At 46.8% G+C, this 19,845-nt stretch carries 15 protein-coding genes; 7 read left to right on the forward strand and 8 right to left on the reverse strand.

All coding sequences use genetic code 11. From position 1 onward, the window contains the following. Nucleotides 1-14: 14 nt before the first annotated feature. Nucleotides 15-1,406, reverse strand: a complete 1,392-nt coding sequence (locus DW039_RS03005) for a PTS galactitol transporter subunit IIC (RefSeq protein ID WP_005823931.1) — start codon at nucleotides 1,404-1,406, stop codon at nucleotides 15-17. A 467-nt stretch (nucleotides 1,407-1,873) separates the two neighbouring features. Between DW039_RS03005 and DW039_RS03010 the strand changes: the two genes are divergently transcribed. The 5 genes from DW039_RS03010 to DW039_RS03030 all read left to right on the forward strand — a co-directional run bounded on the left by DW039_RS03010 (nucleotide 1,874) and on the right by DW039_RS03030 (nucleotide 9,764). Beyond that, nucleotides 1,874-2,440 carry an RNA polymerase sigma-70 factor gene (locus tag DW039_RS03010; protein WP_005823929.1) on the forward strand — a complete coding sequence of 189 codons (567 nt, stop codon included), beginning with the start codon at nucleotides 1,874-1,876 and terminating at the stop codon, nucleotides 2,438-2,440. 104 nt (nucleotides 2,441-2,544) lie between these two features. Further along, complete coding sequence (locus tag DW039_RS03015; protein ID WP_117703472.1) at nucleotides 2,545-3,720, forward strand: FecR family protein; 1,176 nt, start codon at nucleotides 2,545-2,547, stop codon at nucleotides 3,718-3,720. 18 nt (nucleotides 3,721-3,738) lie between these two features. Beyond that, a complete protein-coding gene (locus tag DW039_RS03020) occupies nucleotides 3,739-7,095 on the forward strand; it encodes a TonB-dependent receptor (RefSeq protein WP_009037145.1) in 3,357 nt (1,118 codons plus the stop codon). A 20-nt stretch (nucleotides 7,096-7,115) separates the two neighbouring features. Then, on the forward strand, nucleotides 7,116-8,582 hold the full coding sequence (locus DW039_RS03025) for a RagB/SusD family nutrient uptake outer membrane protein (RefSeq protein WP_005835238.1): 1,467 nt from the start codon (nucleotides 7,116-7,118) through the stop codon (nucleotides 8,580-8,582). An 18-nt stretch (nucleotides 8,583-8,600) separates the two neighbouring features. Continuing rightward, entirely contained in the window at nucleotides 8,601-9,764 is a 1,164-nt protein-coding gene (locus tag DW039_RS03030; protein WP_117703471.1) for a metallophosphoesterase, read from the forward strand. Nucleotides 9,765-9,919: 155 nt separating this feature from the next. Here DW039_RS03030 and DW039_RS03035 read toward each other — a convergent pair whose 3' ends face one another. Next, nucleotides 9,920-10,573: an HAD family hydrolase gene (locus tag DW039_RS03035; RefSeq protein WP_005823917.1), complete on the reverse strand. Its 654-nt coding sequence runs from the start codon at nucleotides 10,571-10,573 to the stop codon at nucleotides 9,920-9,922. A gap of 361 nt (nucleotides 10,574-10,934) precedes the next feature. Between DW039_RS03035 and DW039_RS03045 the strand changes: the two genes are divergently transcribed. Further along, on the forward strand, nucleotides 10,935-11,792 hold the full coding sequence (locus DW039_RS03045; protein WP_005823911.1) for an enoyl-ACP reductase: 858 nt from the start codon (nucleotides 10,935-10,937) through the stop codon (nucleotides 11,790-11,792). Continuing rightward, complete coding sequence (locus DW039_RS03050; protein WP_005823906.1) at nucleotides 11,792-12,496, forward strand: SAM-dependent methyltransferase; 705 nt, start codon at nucleotides 11,792-11,794, stop codon at nucleotides 12,494-12,496. The genes DW039_RS03045 and DW039_RS03050 overlap by 1 nt, the downstream gene beginning before the upstream one ends. Here the strand turns inward: DW039_RS03050 and DW039_RS03055 are convergent. The 6 genes from DW039_RS03055 to DW039_RS03080 all read right to left on the reverse strand — a co-directional run bounded on the left by DW039_RS03055 (nucleotide 12,462) and on the right by DW039_RS03080 (nucleotide 19,819). Then, entirely contained in the window at nucleotides 12,462-13,580 is a 1,119-nt protein-coding gene (locus DW039_RS03055; protein ID WP_008665606.1) for a hypothetical protein, read from the reverse strand. The genes DW039_RS03050 and DW039_RS03055 overlap by 35 nt on opposite strands. Nucleotides 13,581-13,626: 46 nt before the next feature. Continuing rightward, nucleotides 13,627-14,508 (reverse strand): lipoyl synthase, encoded by an 882-nt coding sequence (gene lipA / locus DW039_RS03060; RefSeq protein ID WP_005823900.1) that lies wholly within the window; start codon nucleotides 14,506-14,508, stop codon nucleotides 13,627-13,629. Continuing rightward, a complete protein-coding gene (locus DW039_RS03065; protein ID WP_009037143.1) occupies nucleotides 14,508-16,721 on the reverse strand; it encodes a S9 family peptidase in 2,214 nt (737 codons plus the stop codon). The genes lipA and DW039_RS03065 overlap by 1 nt, the downstream gene beginning before the upstream one ends. A 201-nt stretch (nucleotides 16,722-16,922) precedes the next feature. Continuing rightward, nucleotides 16,923-17,684: a sugar isomerase domain-containing protein gene (locus tag DW039_RS03070; protein WP_005823892.1), complete on the reverse strand. Its 762-nt coding sequence runs from the start codon at nucleotides 17,682-17,684 to the stop codon at nucleotides 16,923-16,925. Between the two features lie 31 nt (nucleotides 17,685-17,715). Further along, on the reverse strand, nucleotides 17,716-18,867 hold the full coding sequence (locus DW039_RS03075) for a sugar MFS transporter (protein WP_119958087.1): 1,152 nt from the start codon (nucleotides 18,865-18,867) through the stop codon (nucleotides 17,716-17,718). Beyond that, entirely contained in the window at nucleotides 18,860-19,819 is a 960-nt protein-coding gene (locus tag DW039_RS03080; protein ID WP_005823887.1) for an ROK family protein, read from the reverse strand. The genes DW039_RS03075 and DW039_RS03080 overlap by 8 nt, the downstream gene beginning before the upstream one ends. Between the last annotated feature and the right edge of the window lie 26 nt (nucleotides 19,820-19,845).

The raw sequence follows: 19,845 nt of genomic DNA on the forward strand, positions 1-19,845 counted from the left end.
TTAATTTTTAACTTTTAATTTTTGATTGATTTCTGGTATTTGATAATGGCACGACGGTTCATAATCATCAGGAACAATGTGCATAATACAAGGATACCGGAGCCTATCCATTTCAACGAGTAGGTCAGGTGGAAAATGACCCAAGCAAAGGGGCTGGATGCAAAGTCCAGTGCACCGCCTTCAAAGCCGGCGGGGATATTCACGGCAGCATCTTGTGTCTTCTCGTATACATCGTGGGCTGCTTGTGTGAAATAGGGGGCGAGGTCTGTTACGAAATAAAGACCGATGGTCAGTACAACGAGTCCGATGATGAACGTCTTTACTACATTTCCTTTCGTGATGGGCAGTACCAGCGGGAAGAGGTAGAACATTCCGGCCAGCGACGCCAGAGGCAGGAACTGGTTACCCGGCAGGATGACAGCCAGCAGTATGGTTACGGGAATCAGCAGCAGGGAAACCACCAGCGTTGCAGGATGGCCGATAACCAATGCGGGGCTCATACCGATGTTCAGGCCGACAGCACCTTTGAATTTTTTGGCAATCAGCTCGCGGGTAGCATCGGAAATGGGCTTCAAGCCTTCGATGAACAAAGCGGTGATACGCGGAATCAGCTCCATTACGGCGCCCATCTTGATACCCAAACCTAATATATAAGGTATCTTGTCTACCAGTTCCTGACCGTTCTTGCAAGACAAAGCACCGATACCGCAACCGACCAGAATACCCAGGAACAGAGGCTCACCCAGCAAACCGAATTTCTTCTTCATGCCTTCCGCATCAATGTTCAATTTGTCAAAACCGGGGATTTTGTCCAATGCTTTATTGATGACTACGGCAAATGGAACGAAACCTGCGCAGAAAGGCTGGGGAATGGAGATACCCTCCATCTTGTCGTAGAATCCCTGGAATTTGTCGGCGGTATAGTCGGCCATAATCAGGGTAATGATGTAGCAGATAATAGCGGCGAAGAAACCCCACCAGATATTGTCGCTGGCAAAATAAACGACTGCGCCGATAAATGCGAAATGCCAGTAGTTCCAAAGGTCGATATTGACCGTACGGGTCGTTTTCGTTAATAACATCAGAAGATTTACTCCCAAACATACCGGAATGATGAATGCACCCACCGATGTGTTATAGGCTACAGCCGCAGCTGCAGGCCATCCCATATCGAATACTTTCAACTGAAGACCGTAAATTTCAACGACTTGGCTCAGAGCAGGACCGAGGCTGCTGGTCAACAGCGCAGTGACAACTGACAGACCTACGAAACCGACACCTACCAGCAGACCGCTCTTTAGCGCCTTACTGAATTTGATGCCGATGCATACTCCCAAAATTGTAAAGATTATAGGCATCATCACTGCTGCTCCTAAGCCGATGATATAGCCGAAAACTTGTTCCATTCTCTTGTGATTTAATTAGGTAATTGAGTTTGTTTTTGCAATAGTATGAATTAAAAACCGGGTCAAAAATAAGACCTTTTCTCAATTAATCAAACTCGAAAAGCATAATTATTTAGTAAATGGGACAATTTTGGACGAAATTGGTCGTTATCGTGCACAAAATTGCTCGTTTTCGTACACGAAACCTCAATAATACACTCTCTGCATTGAAAAGTATACATAGGAAAAACAACAATTTTGGGTGGAGTGAACTTTAATACAGTTTACTGTGTTATTATAAGACATTGAAACAAACCGGACTATAATGATATATTTGATTTTTTTATTGGCAATAGGACTATTGGTCGGATGGAGCTTATGGAAAGCTCCATCCGATATTGATTTATGGGGAAAAGATTTAGAGGATTGATAGTTATATTGGTTATATTCTGAAAATTTAACTATATTAGCGCCCGAAAAGCATAAATATGGCGCTAAATCTGATAAAAAAGGATAAATCCCACTCTGTTGTAAGCATTAAGCTGGATGAGCAAGAGTTTCATAATATTTTTAAGGAATATTATGCGGCGCTTTGTTCTTTCGCGTTCCAATACATGGAGGATGCGGATATGTCAGCAGATATAGTACAAGACGTATTTGCCAAGTTGTGGCAGATAAGAGACGATTTCTTTTATCTTCATCAGGTGAAAGCTTTTCTTTATACGGCCGTACGTAACCATGCCTTGAACGAACTTGAGCATTCGAAGGTAGCTCATGAATACGAGCAAAAGATTATAGCCAAAAAAGCAGATGCTTTTTTTCGTGATGCGATTGTGGAAGAAGAGACTTTCCGGATTCTGTCAGAAGCTATAGAGAAACTTCCTACCCAAATGAGAGCCATCATGCAGTTGGCTTTGGAAGGTAAAAAGAATGCAGAAATAGCAGAGCGTCTCAATGTCTCTCCCGAAACGGTACATACTCTTAAAAAAGTGGCTTATAAAAAGCTTCGTGCATTCCTTACCGATTATTATTATTGCCTTCTGTTATTTATCTAAAAGCACATTTTTTTCTATTTTTTCAAAAAAAAGTCTTTATCGATTCACCATGTTTTTATTTTGGCTTGTATTATCATTAAAGATAGACTAAAACATGCCAAATTATGATAAAAGAGTACTTTCATATAGCTCATCTTATTTCCAGGCACCTATCCGGTGAAGTAACACCGGAAGAAAACCGTTTTTTGGATAAATGGCGCAAAGAGAGCAAAAGCCATGAGCAGCTTTTCCAAAAGATTTGTAGTGATGAACATTATGCACAGCACGAAATTCGTAAAATGGAGTTTGATTCGCAGGCTGGATGGAAAGGTGTCGAAGCACGTATCAAGAGGATGGAGCTCAGAAGGAGACATTTGAAACTGTTACGGTACGTTGCTCTTTTTATTGCACCGGTGCTGATATTGGTTTTTGCACTTCAGGATATTTCTGTACCCCATGTCATGGATGGCAATCAATTATTGGCTGCCCAGCAAATACTGCCGGGTGGAGCCAAAGCTATTCTTACATTGGATAATGGGGAAACGGTTTATCTGGATGAGAATGCCGATGGGCGGCAGTTGCAGTTGGCTGGTAAACAAATACAGATAGATTCGACGACCTTGAACTACAGCGCTGCAGACGGGCAGGTTGTGCAGTCAGCTTTGGCATATAATAAAGTTGAAGTGCCTCGAGGCGGTGAGTATACACTTGTTCTGAATGATGGTACAAAAGTACATCTGAATTCAATGAGCAGTCTACGTTTTCCGCTTACTTTCGAAGCAGGGAAGCGGGAAGTGGAATTGGCGGGAGAAGCTTATTTTGAAGTAAATAAGACCGGTCATCCCTTCATTGTATCGACTCAAGGTATGCAGATTGAGGTGTTGGGAACAACTTTCAATATTTCGGCCTATCCGGGTGAAGAATATCAGGCGACTCTTGTCAGTGGTTCTGTTAAGGTGGACACCGGGGAGGGACAGAGTCTTGTCTTAAAACCTTCACAGCAGGCATCATTAATTCCCGGGAGCGGGAATATACAAGTGCGTACAGTAGATACTGCCTTCTATACATCATGGGTGAAGGGAAAAATCAATTTTAAAGATCAACGGCTGGAAGATATTATGAGAATCCTTTCAAGGTGGTATAATATTGAAGTGGACTATTCAGACGAAGCGTTAAAGAACCTGCGTTTCGGTTGCTATGTGAACCGTTATGAGGAAATAGCTCCTTTCCTTGAGCTACTGGAAGCGACGGAAAACATACATGTCAAAATCAACGGTAAAACTATTATATTCTATAAATAACCATTTAATAATTTAATTATGACTAAGGAACAGAGCTACACCAGGTTTTGGGAAGGTAGTAAACGTATGTGGATTACATTCCTGTTTTTCAGTTTTATTATGATTGGCTTTGTGCAGGCCGCCAATACGGCGTTTGCCCAGACAACAGTTACTGTAAATGTGCAGGACGCCACTTTAAGTGACGTGTTATGGGAAATTCAACGCCAGACGGATTTTACTTTCATTTATAGTACAAATGACGTAAAGAATGTCAAGGTACGTAATTTGAGGGTCACGAATGGAAAAATCGCAGCAGTGCTGGATGAATGTCTTAAGAATAGCGGATTGGCTTATGTCGTAAAAGACGGGGCCATTGCTATCCGTCCAGCCAATGAAGTGAATGCTGTGAAGGCAGTAGAACAAGCTAATGTTATTTCCGGAACAGTGGTGGATGAGACCGGTGAGCCCGTCATTGGAGCCAATGTTTTGGTCAAAGGTACTACAAACGGCCAGATTACCGATTTGAATGGAGGTTTCTCTATCAAGGTGGAGCATGCATCGGCTACCTTGCTTGTCTCTTATGTTGGCTATGTTCGTCAGGAAGTGAAAGCTACTTCGGGTAAGATATTGAAGATTGTATTGGTGCCGGATGCAAATATGATGGAAGAGGTGGTTGTAACCGGTTACGGTACATTCAAGAAATCTGCTTATGCGGGTTCGGCTGCCAGTGTGAAGAATGAAAAGATTGCCGATGTGCCTTCCGTTTCTTTCCAGGATTTGTTGCAGGGAAATGCTACGGGTGTACAGTTTACTTCTGCTTCCGGCCAGCCGGGTTCTTCAGCTTCTTTGAGTATTCGTGGTATGGGCTCTTTCAATGCCTCCAACTCTCCGCTGTATGTTATTGATGGAGTGCCCGTTACTTCCGGTTCGATAAACTCCATCAGTTCGGATGGTGGTCTGGATGCCATGTCAACCGTCAACACTTCGGATATTGAGAATATTACGATTATCAAGGATGCCGCTGCTGCATCACTCTACGGTTCGCGCGCTGCGAATGGTGTGGTTCTGATTACGACGAAGAAAGGTAAAACCGGTAAGGCTTCTATCAGTTTGAAAGCCGATTGGGGATTCAGTGACTTTGCTATGGATTATCGTCCTACTTTGAGCGGAGCAGAACGTCGCGAATACATATACAATGGTATGGTGCTTGGACAACAGCGCAGCGGCAAATCGGATGCGGATGCCATAGCTTATGCTGATAAGAATATCGACAAATATGCTCCGGTTCCCTGGTGCGGCTATACGGATTGGGGAGATTATCTGTTCAAGAAAGGAAACCATTCCAGTTATGAGGCTTCCATATCCGGAGGAACCGACAAATTCAAATACTATTCTTCATTGTCCTATCTCAACCAAGAGGGCATTGTAAAAACATCGGGTCTGGAAAGAATTACCGGACGTTTGAATGTTGATTTTCAGGCTACGGATAAATTGAAATTCGGTGCCAACATCATGTTTACCAATCTGAATCAGGATGTATATAGTGAAGGAACCGGTTATACTGCTCCTTTCTACTCCAGCGTAAGCAAATTGACGCCTTCAGATCCGGTTTACAATGAAGATGGAAGCTATAACCAGGACTTGATTTCGTTGTCAAGAAGAAATCCCGTTCTTGCCCAGGAGTACAATTACCAGCGTGAGTATGTTACCCGTATGTTCAATACGATTAATGCCGAATATGAATTTATCAAGGACTTGAAGTTAAAGTCTATTTTGAGCTATGACTATAACATCAGTAAGGGTAAGGAATGGAAAGACTCCCGTACCTCCGACGGTGAGAAGAATAATGGTGGAGCCGAAAAGGCATATAGTGAATATAACAAGTTGGTGTGGTCAAACCAGTTGACTTACAAGACTACTATCCAAAAGGACCACAATTTAGATGCCCTTGTCGGATATGAAATCGATTCCAAGTACAATGATTTCTTGTCGGGATATGCTACTAACTTCCTGACTCCGATAAAGAATGACATTGCCAACGGGCAGACTTTGGAGAGCATAGATGGTTCTTCCAAGAGGTCAAGAATGGTTTCTTACATCACCCGTCTCAACTATGACTACAAGAACAAGTATTATCTGGGTGGGAGCTATCGTATGGATGGCAGTTCACGCTTGCACAGAGATAATCGCTGGGGAAGTTTCTGGTCTGTTTCAGGAGCATGGCGTATTATCGAAGAGGATTTCATGAAACCCACGTCCAAATGGCTGACCGATTTGAAACTCCGTGCATCCTACGGTGTGAATGGTACGTTGCCCTCCGACTTATACGGCTATATGGGCTTGACGAGCCTTAGTGGCGGCTATATGGAGAATCCTGCATTGATTCAGTCGCAGATTGAAAATAGGGATTTGGAATGGGAAACGAATTACAACTTGAATATCGGTCTGGACTTCGGCTTCTTCAACCGTTTGAACTTCACTTTGGAGTACTATACCCGTACTACTAAGAACCTTTTGATGGACTGTCCCGTATCTATGACTACCGGTTTCAGTTCCTATCTGATGAATATCGGTGAGGTGAAGAACCAGGGTGTGGAATTGGAAATCAATTCCAAGAACATTGTGTCCAAAGACTTTGACTGGTCTACCTCTTTCACCCTTTCGCACAACAAGAATAAGATTGTGAAACTGGACGGCGAACAGACCCAGATTATCAGCGGCTCGCAGATTCACATGATTGGCAAGTCCTACCGTACATTCTACATGATAGAATTTGCTGGAATCAACCCCGAGACCGGTGCACCTCAGTTCTATACCAACGACGTGGACGAGAATGGAAACTATATCAAGGAAATCACAGAGAATAACAAGGATGCCAAAGCCATTCCTCTGAAGAAACATGCCGAGCCCAATGTGACCGGTGGTCTCTCTAATACTTTGCGTTACAAGTGGTTCGATTTGAGCTTCATGTTCTCTTATCAGTTCGGTGCTTATGGATATGATAACTGGGCACAGAAAACAGAACATGGCGGCAAGGACTTTACTCTTAATATTCCGGCCTATTATCGTGACAATTGGAAGCAACCGGGAGATATCAGTAAATATGAAGTGTTTATAGAGAAGCCGGCGGTAGCCATGAATGGCGTTACCACTACCCGCCGCTTGCACAGCACGGACTTTATCCGTCTGAAAACGTTGACTTTCGGTGTGACCGTTCCTAAAACATGGACCCGGAAAATCGGCGTAAACAGCCTGCGCCTTTACGCATCTGCCAACAACTTGTGGACTTGGGCCGCTTACGATTTCTATGATCCGGAATCAGTCAGTGCAGGTACAGCCGGCTGGGGAACACCTCCTTTGAAAACAGTAACTTTCGGTCTTAATTTGAATTTCTAACCTCATAATAAAGAAACACAATGAAAGCATTAAAATATATGATGATGGGGATGTTGGTCAGCCTGACCGCCTCCTGTGGCAATGACTGGCTTGATGTTGAATCCAGTACAAAGATTCCGACTGAAACCGCCATACAGAATCTGGATGATGTGGAATATAGCTTGAACGGTATCTACGACGTGATGCGCAGTACCAACTATTACTCGGGCCGTATGATTTATTACGGAGACGTGACGGGTGACGATACGCAGTCCATAAAGACCGGAAAGCGTACCACCAGCTACTATATGCTGGACTATACAAAGGATTCCGGTCCGTCTTCCCACTGGTCTTATGCCTATAAGATTATCCAGAATTGTAATATCATTTTGTCTCAAATAGACGGATTGGATGTCAGTGAGGATGATACGGAATACTTCAACGACCTGAAAGGCCAGACCTTGGCTCTCCGTGGATTTGCCTTGTTCGACCTGACCCGTTTCTTCGGCTATCCGTATGCCAAGGATGGAGGAGCTTCTTTGGGAGTGCCTATTGTGACCGAAGTATCCAATACGGAAAACAAGCCGTCGCGCAATACCGTTGCCCAGTGTTATGAGGCAATCATCAAGGATTTGAAGGAAGGTGCTGACCTGCTGGATGAAGAATTCAACAAGGGTAAGATTAATAAGTGGGCGGCAATGCTGTTGCTGAGTAGAGCCTATTTGTATATGGAAGATAATCAGAATGCCTTGATTACGGCTGAAGCTGCCATTGCGGGAGCGGAAAAGAATAAGTACCGTTTGTGGACCAATGATGAGTATGGCACGATATGGGGAACTGATTTTGCCTCTTCCGATCCGGGAGAAGTCTTGTTTGAGTTGGTGAATCTGACAGTGGACGGCGTTGGCAAAGAAAGTGTGGCTTACCTTTGCTGGCAGGCGGGTTATGATGATTATTGCCTGACCAGTTCTTTCTATGAACTGATGCAGGAAGATCCGGATGATGTCAGAAATCAGGCATATACGGTTGTTCCTAAGACAAAGAGAGCTTACATAGCCAAGTATCAGCCGCAGAGCGGCAAGGCTGTGGAAGATTCCAATATTCCAGTACTTCGTCTGTCCGAACTTTATCTGATTGCTGCCGAAGCGGCTGTAAAGCTCAATAACAATGACAAGGCTGTAAAGTATCTAGATGCTATTGTCAGCCGTGCCAATCCGGAAAAGACCGTGCAGGGTAAGACGGTGACGTTGGATGATGTTCTGTTGGAACGCCGTAAAGAGTTGTTCGGTGAAGGACACCGTTTCTTCGACGCCCTTCGTAATCATCAGACTATCGTGCGCAAGGAGTCGACCAAGGAATTCCCGGAAATAGCCGAGACTTCACATCTGAAGATGGTGGATGAGAGCGTATCTTTTGATTGGAACTATTATCGTGTAGTATTGCCCATTCCTAAGGCGGAGATGAATTCCAATCCGAATATGCAGCAGAATCCGACTTATGGTGATTAATTCCAAAAAAGCGAGAATATGAAGTATCAGACTACTATTATAAAGTCTTTTTTTACTGTATTTATTCTAACCTTCATCAGTTCCGGCCTAAGTGCCGGAACTCTTGGTTTAGACGGTAAGAAGAAGGATAAGGAGAAGAAGGAGGAATTGTCGGCAGACGGACCTTATGTGATTTATGAACCGGACGGCAAGGTGTGCGTCATAAGTGTTACAGCCCAAGGGCAGATAGAAGATACGACTTATACGGTGCTTCCTCAGGATTTCACCCTTCATGTCACGGACCACAAAGGGCGTTATCCGTTTGATGTGAAGCTGCATCCGGTCAAACGTCCGGAATGGCAATACAGACAACCGGATAAAGTGTTTGTGATGTCTGACCCCCATGGCAAGTTGAATTGCGTGATGAGCTTGCTGCGAGGCAACAATGTCATTGATAAAGACTACCATTGGAGTTTTGGAACCAACCATCTGGTGGTTATCGGTGATATATTTGACCGTGGCAAAGATGTGCCGCAGATATTTTGGCTGTTCTATAAATTGGAGAAGGAGGCGGCAGATGCAGGTGGTCATGTTTCGTTTCTGTTGGGTAACCATGAACCACTTGTGACGGCAAATGATTTGCGTTATACCAAAGAAAAGTACAAGACATTGGCCCGAAAACTGGGTATGGATTATCCGGCATTGTTCGGTCCGGACACAGAACTTGGCAAATGGCTTGGTACCCGTAATACGATGCAGACCATCGGACCTAATCTGTATGTGCATGCAGGTTTGGGAAAGGAGTTTTATGACCGTGACTTGAATATTCCCACAGTGAATGAGGAAATGAGCCGTGCATTGTTCATGAGCAAGAAGGAACGTAAGGCCTTATCGCCTCTCACGGCTTTCCTATATGGTAATAGCGGACCTATCTGGTATCGTGGATTGGTACGGACGGATGCAAAATACCATCCATTGGCACAAGACTCCCTGCAACTGATGTTGAAACGTTATGACGTCGAACATATCATTGTGGGGCATACTATCTTTAAGGATATTTCCACTTTCTATGATGGACGGGTGATTGGAGTGAATGTGGATAACGAGGAAAACCGAAAGAAGAAACGTGGGCGCGCTTTACTGATTGACGGGAATACCTATCTTGTGGTAGGAGATAAAGGAGCGATGCGAAAATTGTTCTGAGGCTGTTCTCTTTCTGATTATTTTTTAGGCGTGGAAGTACGTGGATTTCACGGAGAGACAAAGAAAAACTCCGTGTTTTTCGCGTAATCCGCGCCTAAAAAATATCATAATGTAAATATGCACTCTCGGATAGCTGGGGGGGAGGGAGTGCCTTCTCAAAGAGCGGCGATAACGGCAATGTCCGTAGCATTGTCTACGATATGTGCCGGATGAAACTCTTCCAGTTCTGTGCGGGGACGGAATCCCCAGGTGACTCCGCAGGCAGTGACTCCGGCATTGGCGGCCGTCTGCATATCCACTCCGGAGTCTCCCACATATAGCACGTCTTCACGGGATATCCGGGTGATGTCCAGAATGTCATGCACCACTGTTGGGTCGGGCTTCACGTTGACCCCTTCCCGTTGTCCGAAGACGGCGGTAAAACGTATGTTGGGGAAATAATGTGAAATCAGTTTCACGGTAGCCGATTGATATTTGTTGGAAGCCACTGCCAATATCATCCCTTTCTCCTGCAACTGTTCCAGTAGTTCGGGGATGCCGGGGTAAGGGCGGCTTTTATCAGCATTGTGCACGTCATAATAAGGCACAAACTCCTTGCGGACGCGCAGGACGTTTTCTTCGCTCTTTTCCCCTTCCGGGAGGGCGCGCTCGAACAGTTTGTTGATTCCGTTGCCAACCATGAAGTTATAGGCCGATTCCGGGTGAGTGGGATAGCCAAGCGCTTGCAGGGCATGGTTTGTACTTTGTGCCAAATCGGCTATTGTATTCAGTAAAGTTCCGTCCAGGTCAAATATAATCAACTTCTTCATTGCCTTCTCTATTTTTTAGTTTGCTGCAAATATAGGGCTTTTTGCGCTCATGTTCAAATGCTGTCTCGGGTTTCATCAGGTATTTGCAGAATAGGAAGCCCTGGGCTGATAATCAGTGCGTTATTACTGCATTCCTGCTGCATGCGTTTTGCAGTAGTACTGCAGATGGAGTGCAGCGTTACTGCAAATATGTTTGCAGTGATACTGCAACTGTATTGCAGTGGTACTGCACAAGCGTTGCAGTAGTTTTGCAGTGGGTGATCGGTATATTTTTTGCCGTTCTTCCCTTTTCTTTGCACACTTTCGGGCTTTTTATGCAAAAACTTCCTATCTTTGCAGCCGAATTTTACTAAAAATAGGTATGAGTTACAATTTGTTGAAAGGAAAAAGAGGCATTATTTTCGGTGCTCTGAATGAGCAGTCCATTGCCTGGAAAGTAGCAGAAAAAGCAGTAAAAGAAGGTGCAACCATCACTTTATCGAATACACCGGTTGCTGTCCGTATGGGCGAAGTGTCCGCTCTTTCGGAGAAACTGAACTGCGAGGTGATTCCCGCAGATGCTACAAGTGTAGAAGATTTGGAAAATGTATTCAAACGCTCTATGGAAGTATTGGGTGGCCCGGTTGACTTCGTGCTGCACTCCATTGGTATGTCTCCCAATGTGCGTAAGAAACGTACATATGATGATTTGGATTACGATATGTTGGAAAAGACGCTGGACATCTCCGCTGTCTCTTTCCACAAGATGATACAAGCTGCCAAGAAACTCAACGCCATTGCCGACTACGGTTCAATTCTGGCTTTGAGTTATGTGGCTGCGCAACGTACGTTCTACGGTTACAACGATATGGCAGATGCCAAGGCACTGCTGGAATCCATTGCCCGCAGCTTCGGTTACATCTACGGACGTGAACACCATGTACGTGTCAACACCATTTCCCAGTCTCCCACGATGACCACTGCCGGTTCCGGTGTGAAGGGTATGGACAAACTGTTCGACTTCGCCAACCGCATGTCTCCTCTGGGTAATGCTTCTGCCGATGAGTGTGCGGACTACTGTATCGTGATGTTTTCCGACCTCACCCGCAAGGTCACTATGCAGAACTTGTTCCACGATGGAGGTTTCTCCAGCGTAGGTATGAGCCTTCGCGCCATGGCTACTTACGAGAAGGGACTGGATGAGTATAAGGACGAAAACGGAAATATCATTTACGGCTAATGGAACTCGCACTTTATCTTTTGCCAGTCACGCTGGGCGATACGCCTATTGAAACGGTGTTGCCTCCTTATAATAAGGAGATAATACTGGGAATCCGCTATTTCATCGTGGAGGATGTGCGCTCGGCACGCCGTTTTTTGAAAAAGGTGGACAAGGGAATAGATATTGATGCGCTGACATTCTATACGTTGAACAAGCATACGTCGCCCGAAGACATCTCCGGCTATCTGAAGCCGCTGGTGGAGGGGCATCCGATGGGCGTGATCTCCGAAGCCGGTTGTCCGGCTGTGGCCGACCCGGGAGCGGACGTAGTGGCTATTGCACAACGGAAAAACTTGAGAGTGGTCCCCTTGGTGGGGCCCTCTTCCATTATCCTCTCCGTCATGGGTTCCGGCTTCAACGGTCAGAGCTTTGCCTTCCATGGTTATCTTCCCATTGAACCGGCAGAGCGTGCCAAAAAGCTGAAAATGCTGGAACAACGCGTCTATAATGAACATCAGACTCAGCTTTTCATTGAAACGCCTTATCGCAATAATAAGATGATAGAGGATATTCTTCATAACTGCCGTCCGCAGACCAAGCTCTGCATTGCGGCGAACATTACTTGTGAAGGGGAGTATATCAAAACCAAGACCGTGAGGGAGTGGCAGGGCAAGACTCCCGACCTTTCTAAGATTCCTTGTATTTTTCTCTTGTATAAATAATAGCTTCCAGGTGCTCGAATTCATATTCCAGGCAACTGCTGAAGAAGTTCCGTCCCAGGTTGTGTTCCATTTGCTGGAATGTCCATAGCTTTCCCCCCTTGAAATTCTTATTGCATAGGATGGAGTCATCGTCCAGGTCTAGTGTGAAGAGATAGACCAGGCGGTTGGTGGCTTCATTCTCAAAATGATACATGAAGTTGAAGTGCAAATGGTCTAATGGGGCGGTGGGAAGCGTTTGTCGTAAAATTCTGTGTGCGCCTTGTTCCAATGTTTCTCCATATATCAGGTAACCCTCCATCAGCAAGTCGATTTTATCTTTCTCGAAAACGTTGCATTTGGGGCGGGGGAGGAGAAACAGCATGCCGTGTGAGGCAACGGCAATCCGGATGACCGGATTGATATAGTCGTTTTTCCGGTTGATGGCTTCTGAGGCGATGGCTTTCCCCATGACATCTCCTTTGGTATTGACTATCGGTACGAAAACCGTGTGGTTCATCACTATATTGAAATAGAAAATGCCGAACTGATTGAACAGAATGCCTGATATAAAGACGAGGGGAGGCGCCACATAAAACAGAATGTGGCGGGTAGTGTCTCCCAAAGGGTAACTGACCAGAACCGCCAAGAAGATAATCAGAAAATGCAGCAGGCTTATGATAAGGATTACGCGTGAGGATACGATGGCGGCTTCTGCCCCTTGTGCAAAAAGCTGCTTGCAGCATTTCTGTGTCTGAGACATGTGGTAGTCCAGAAATTTTCTCCTATTGAGGTAGATGACGAATGGGGGAATGATGGCACTGATTTCCAGCGTGAACGGAAGCATGAAACGGGGACAGTAGTTTACGAGGAATAGGGTTGTTACCGATAACAGCAGTAACATTCCGGTAGTACAGTAAAGTATGATTTGCGGAACATGCGTTCCTCTATGCCTCACCGAATAGATGCTAAACAAGAGTCCTACACCTGCACCGATGTAGATGGACATGTCCTGCGTTATAAACTCGCATAATATGATGGATATTATAACGGGGATGAATCCCAGCGACATATTGAATCTTGATGATAAAATTCTTTGATGGCTCATTATCCGTATTATGATTTTGTCGTTTACATCATAACAACTGGGAAATTTAAATGTTTCCTATTTTACTTCTTTTTTGTATAAAATGGATCTGTTTTTCCGCATGATAAGAGGAGCGTACCAATGGAGCGCTTTCCACTTGCTGAAACCCTTTTTTCAATCCTTTCTCTCTGTAGAGTGCAAATTGTTCGGGAGTAATATATGCTGCTACCGGATAATGCTTGTGTGTGGGTTGAAGGTATTGGCCTATAGTCAGTATGTGGCAGTCCACCCGGCGGAGGTCGTCCATCAGTTCTTCCACTTCTTCCGGAGTCTCGCCCAATCCCACCATAATGCCGGACTTGGTGGTAGTATTGCTTTCTGCAATTTGCCGCAACACTTCCAGGCTTGTTTCATACTTGGCGGCACTGCGTACGAGGGGGCTGATGCGACGGACAGTCTCCATGTTGTGCGAAATGATTTCCGGTTGTGCATCGATGACTTGTGCCACGAGTTCCTTTCTTCCCTGGAAGTCGGGAATCAGCACTTCGACGGTGGTGTCAGGGTTGAGCCGCTTGATTTCCCGGATGGTACGTACCCAGTGTGACGCGCCTAAGTCGGGCAGGTCGTCACGGTCTACGGAGGTGACGACTGCATGGGAGAGTTTCATCAAGGCAATGGACTCTGCCACATGTGTAGGCTCATCGGCATCCAGTGGCAAGGGCTTCCCGCTTGCCGTGTTGCAGAACTTACAGCACCGGGTGCAGATATTTCCCCCAATCATGAAGGTTGCGGTGCCTTTCCCCCAACATTCCCCCATATTGGGGCAACGGCCGCTGCTACAGATGGTATGTAGGCAATGCGATTCGACAATGCGTTTGGTCTCGGTATAGCGCTCGTTGGCACCGATGCTTATTTTGAGCCACTCAGGCTTACGTACTCTTTCGGGCATTATTTCAATTCTTTGTTGAAGAAGTTGGTCAACCGCGTGTATAGGTGTAACCGGGTATTTCCTCCGTAGATACTGTGGTTGCGGTTGGTGTAAACCTGCATATCGAACTGTTTGCCGAGTTGTACCAGTTGTTCGGCATATTCGGCACAGTTCTGGAAGTGTACATTGTCGTCTGCCATGCCGTGTACCAGCAGCAGGTTGCCGTGAAGCTTGTCGGCACGGGTAAAGGTGGAACTGGCCTTATAGCCTTCGGCGTTTTCTTTCGGTGTGCGCATAAAGCGTTCGCCATAAACGGTGTCGTAGTAGTTCCAGTCGGTAACGGCAGCTACGGCTACTCCGGCCTTGAATACCGGTGTTCCTTCACTCATACTCATAATGGTCATGTATCCACCGTAACTCCATCCCCAGATTCCGATGCGGTTTTTGTCCACATAAGGCTGGTTGCCCATGTAGAGGGCGGTTTCCACCTGGTCTTTGGCTTCCTTGATACCCAGGTTCAGATAGGTGCATTTGGCGAATTCGGCACCCCGTCCTCCGGTGCCACGCCCGTCTACGCAAACCACGATATAGCCTTGTGATGCCATGTAGGTTTCCCAGCTTACACTGAACTTGTCAAGCACTTGCTGTGAACCGGGGCCGCTGTACTGGTACATCAGTACCGGGTATTTCTTGCCGGCAGAGAAGTCGGCAGGTTTCATCATCCAGCCATTCAATGTGGTTCCGTCGGAAGTCTGGAAAGTGAAGAATTCCTTCCGTGGCATGTCATAGCCGCTGATTTCCTGCTTCAATGCCGCATTGTCCATCAGGGTGGCAAGAGTCTTGCCGGTATTGTCGTTCAGCGTAATGACGGTCGGAGTGTCCAGATTGGAATAACGGTTCATATAGTACTTCATGTTCGCACTGAACTGCGCACTGTTTGTTCCGGCTTGTGACGATAGTCTGGTCTTTTTACCTTTCCGGTCAATCTTGTAGATGGCACTGCGCATGGGGCTTTCCTCGTTGCTGCTGAAGTAGAAGCTTCCTTCTTCGGGGTCGTAACCCAGGAACTCCTGCACTTCATATTGTCCGGCTGTCACTTGTTTCAGCAGATTGCCGCCTATGCTATACCAGTACAGATGGTTGTATCCGCTCTTTTCGCTGACAAAACTGAAATTTTCCGGATAGAAGACGATGTTGTCGAATACATTCTCGCGGATATAGGTATCGCTTTCATCACGCAGAGCCAGTTTGGCTACCGTGCTGCGAGGGTCGGCAAAGTATAGGTCGAACCGGTTCTGATGGCGGTTCAGTGTCATGACGGCAAGCTTGTTGGGGTCTTGGGTAAAGCGGATGCGGGGAATATAGCCGTCTGCATCTACCGGCACGTTTATCTTGCGGGTCACTTTCGACTTGATGTCGAAGGTGTGTACGGACACTTTGGAATTTACTTCTCCCGTTTTAGGATATTTGTAAGTATACTCTCCCGGATACTTCTCGAAAGGGGTGAAGTGGGGGGCTTGTCCGGCAAAAAGAGGGAAAGAGTAGGAGGGAACATCTTTCTCGTCGAAGCGGATGAAAGCCAGCATCTGGCTGTCGGCACTGAATTCCAGCGCACGGTTGAAGGAGAACTCCTCTTCGTAAACCCAGTCGGGGATGCCGTTCAGCACCTCGTTCTGTTTCCCGTCTTCCGTCACCTGGCTTTCGCTGTTGCCGTAGAGCAGTTTTACAAGGAAGATGTTGTTGTCGCGTACGAAGGCCACCTGGTTGCCGTCCGGTGAAAATACGGGCACCTGTTGCGGGCCGCCGTCCGAAAGCTTTTCCACAATGTTGTTGATTTTACCGTCCAGGTTGCGCTTTAGGCTGTAGATGTAATGCACAGCCGTATAGGAATGACGGTAGATGGGAGTTGTTTCGGTGGCAATGAGCAGCTTACTGCCGTCCGGAGCAAAGCTGTAGCTGTCGAATGTCTTGAACGTGCATTCGCGTGCGGTAGCGGCATCAAACAGCACTTCCACGGGTTTTCCCGTTTTGAAGGAGTACTTGATGATTTGTGTCCTGTCCGCATTCATCTGCGAATAATGTTCCCCGTCTCCCGGGATGGGGATAACGCCGGAAATATTCTTCGGAGTGAACTTGCCCGATACGATTTCTTTCAAATCGAGTGCCTTGCCACTTTGGGCGAAACCTGCCAGCGTACAGAGGCAGAGGAGAAGTGCGATGCTTATCTGTTTCATATCTATCTTTTATGCTTATCTGTTTCCCTATTTTTTCTGGGGAACAAATATACAACAAAGGGAAGATTTATCGAAGCAGTGGGCCGATTTTATTCTTTTTGAACAGAAAAAGCCCGTCCTGCTTCTTGGGGGCGAAGCAGGAACGGGCCTCCGTCACTCATAGATGATGATTGGATGAGATGATGATTGGAATATCTTTCGTTACAAGCACTTGACTTTTCTTTGATATTCTGCAATGGCTGCATCCAGTCGTTCGTGGGCGGTTGTGTCACCCGGAACGTTGTGCGACGGATGGATGTACAAGTGTACGCCACGGTCGGCAAGGATTTCGGCAACGGTAGTGATGGTCATCCATACCATGGTGACGAAACTCAATGTAGACAACGGACCTACCTTGTCGAAGTGGTTCTTCAAAGGTACGGAGGCGTCTACCAGGGGAACGCAGGAATCCACTACGATATCTGCCAACTGGAAGAGGTTCTTTCCGCTGGAGTGGCGGCTGGCCTTGTCGCCCGTTTCGCTGGCCGAACCGTATACGATAACTTTCATGCCGCGCTTCTTGGCTTCCAATGCCATGTCTATATTGACGGCATTGATACCGGTATGTGAGAAAATCCACATACAGTCTTTGGAATCAAAATCATAATTCTTCATGATTTCCTGGCCGTAGCCTTCTGCCCGTTCCAGGAAGAGGAACTGATGAATACCCATCTGGCCGATAATCTGTGTGAAGAATGTCAGAGGCAATTCGCAAAGTGGGTGGAATCCTACAAAGCTGCCGATACGCGGATACATTTCTTCTACGGGAATTGTTGCGTGGCCGCAACCAAACGTGTGGACCCAACGACCGGCTTCGATGGAGTCTGCCATAACAGTGGCTGCTTTTTTGATGTTTTCCAACTGGGTAGCCTCCAGTTTTTCCATAATGCCATGGGCATTCTTTAACCATTCGAGTGCTAACATAACTTTTTTGTTTTTTAAGAAGTTAATAAATTTATTTGAGTGAGCGTTTATACAAAAGGAGCATGACGGCAAGTGAGGCAATCATCAGATAAGGATAAAGCCCGATGCCATTGGTGTATTGGGAAACCATTCCCATCAGGCCGTTCATTGCAGTCTGGCCAATGAGGGCTATGGCAAGCGCCACGCTGAATGCTGTTCCCGATAAGGACGGGTACCGGCTTCCAAGAATGCTGAGTATCACGGGATACGTGGCCGACAGCCCCATACCTACCAGCACCATGCCGACTGCCGCGCGTGCAAAACTCGGCGAGAACATAAGGAAACAGAATCCTATGGCAGTGAGCGTAAGGCTGTAGGGCAGCACGGTTTCCGGTTTTATCTTCTTGAATATCGCAACTTGCATCATACGTGCTACGGTCAGTCCCGTTACCATGCAGGTCAGTGCAATCAATGCCTGATTGGCCGGAATATCCGTCATCTGCCCAAAGTAACTCGTGGACCAGTTGTTGCAGACACCCTCGATGCCGCTTTGGAAAAAAAGAATGAAGCTGAGTAGCAGTAAGCTGCTTTCTTTCAGCAGTCCCAATCCCTCTTTTACCGGGAAACCTTGCGCCTGCTTAGGGGCGGGGAAGCGTACGGGGATGCAGAATATAATGCCCGCAAGCATCACTACGCCAATTCCCAGCAAGATGGTTTCGAATGAATAATGCCTGGAAAGAGAGCCCAACAACATCGGTATGCCCAATGCGCCCAGTCCGTAGAACATGCCCAGAAAACTGAGGCGTGAGCCTTTTTCGGATTCTCCTGAGATGTCGGATACCAATGCATTGGTTTCTCCGTTGAGGATGCCTCCGCCCAGGCCGATGCCGACGATGGAAGCTTGCAGCAGTGGCACGCTTTCAAAGAAGGCAAGCCCTTCCATCCCCAGCAGTACGATGATGCAGCTGGGCACCAGCAGGGCTTTATGTCCGAACCGGTCTACGATGGGACCGAAAATCAGGGAACCGGCCAGCATGCCCAGAGGCAGGAAAGTGACCAGTGAGGTTGTCTGCAACCCGCTCAGATTCAGCTTGGCTATGAGGGATGGCAACACTGCTCCCAATGTAATCATGGAGACTCCGAAGAAACACATCCCGATGCACGCTGCCGTGAATACGAGATTCTTGTGATAACTGTTACTCATACAAGTGATTTTTGATGGCAAGAAACGCTGCTCCTATCAGTCCGGCATTACCGGACAACTGAGAAGGTACAAATTCCACCTGCTTGATGCTGAGCGGCTGCGCCCATTTGCAGGCTTCCTTGTAAATGTCATCTATAAAGATACCGGCAGGGCCGAATACGCCTCCGCCCCAAATTATCTTCTGCGGGTTGAGCAGGCTGACCAGATTTGCGGAAGCCATGCCCCACATCTCGACGGCTTTGTGCAATACGGAGATTGCGATAGGGTCTTTTTCATTATAGGCACTGAACACATCATAGGCCGATATGCGGCAGATGGGTTTCTGGCGCAGTTTTCCTTTGTATGCCTTGTTGGCGCGTACGGCATCGCGTACCCGTGCCCCGATACCATTGCCGGAAGCGTAATATTCGAAACATCCGCATGCGTCATACTCTTCCCGGTAGGGAGGTTGCAGGGCCATCCAGCCGGTGGCGCCGATAATGTCGTTGGCTCCGTGCAACACGTGCCCGTCGATGATGATGCCGGCACCGATACCGGTTCCCACGGCAATGAATATGGCACTGTGACATTCTTTGGCGGCACCTTGCCACATCTCTCCATACATATAGCAGGTACGGTCGCTGTCGATGTATATCTCGATGCCCGGAGGCGTTACACTGCGCAGCTCCTCATAGAGGGGGTAGTTGTCCCAGCCCGGTATGTTGGGGGCCCATACCCGGTTGGTTTGGGAGTAAACGATACCGGGGATGCAGACACCTATTCCGTCGACGTGTATACGGCTTCTGCGTGCTACGGTAAGAAGTTTGGCGAGGATATCCGCGGCGAGCTTGCCCACTTCGTGTCCGGTTCTTCCTTTCAGGAGCCGTTTGCGGTTAAACATCATGCTTCCGTCCGGAAAGAAAATGGCGCTGGCTATTTTTGTGCCGCCTATGTCCAATGCGATTGTTGCCATGGTGTTATAGTATTTATAGGTTGATT

The organism is Bacteroides sp. AF39-16AC (assembly GCF_003602735.1).
Lineage (GTDB): Bacteria > Bacteroidota > Bacteroidia > Bacteroidales > Bacteroidaceae > Bacteroides > Bacteroides uniformis.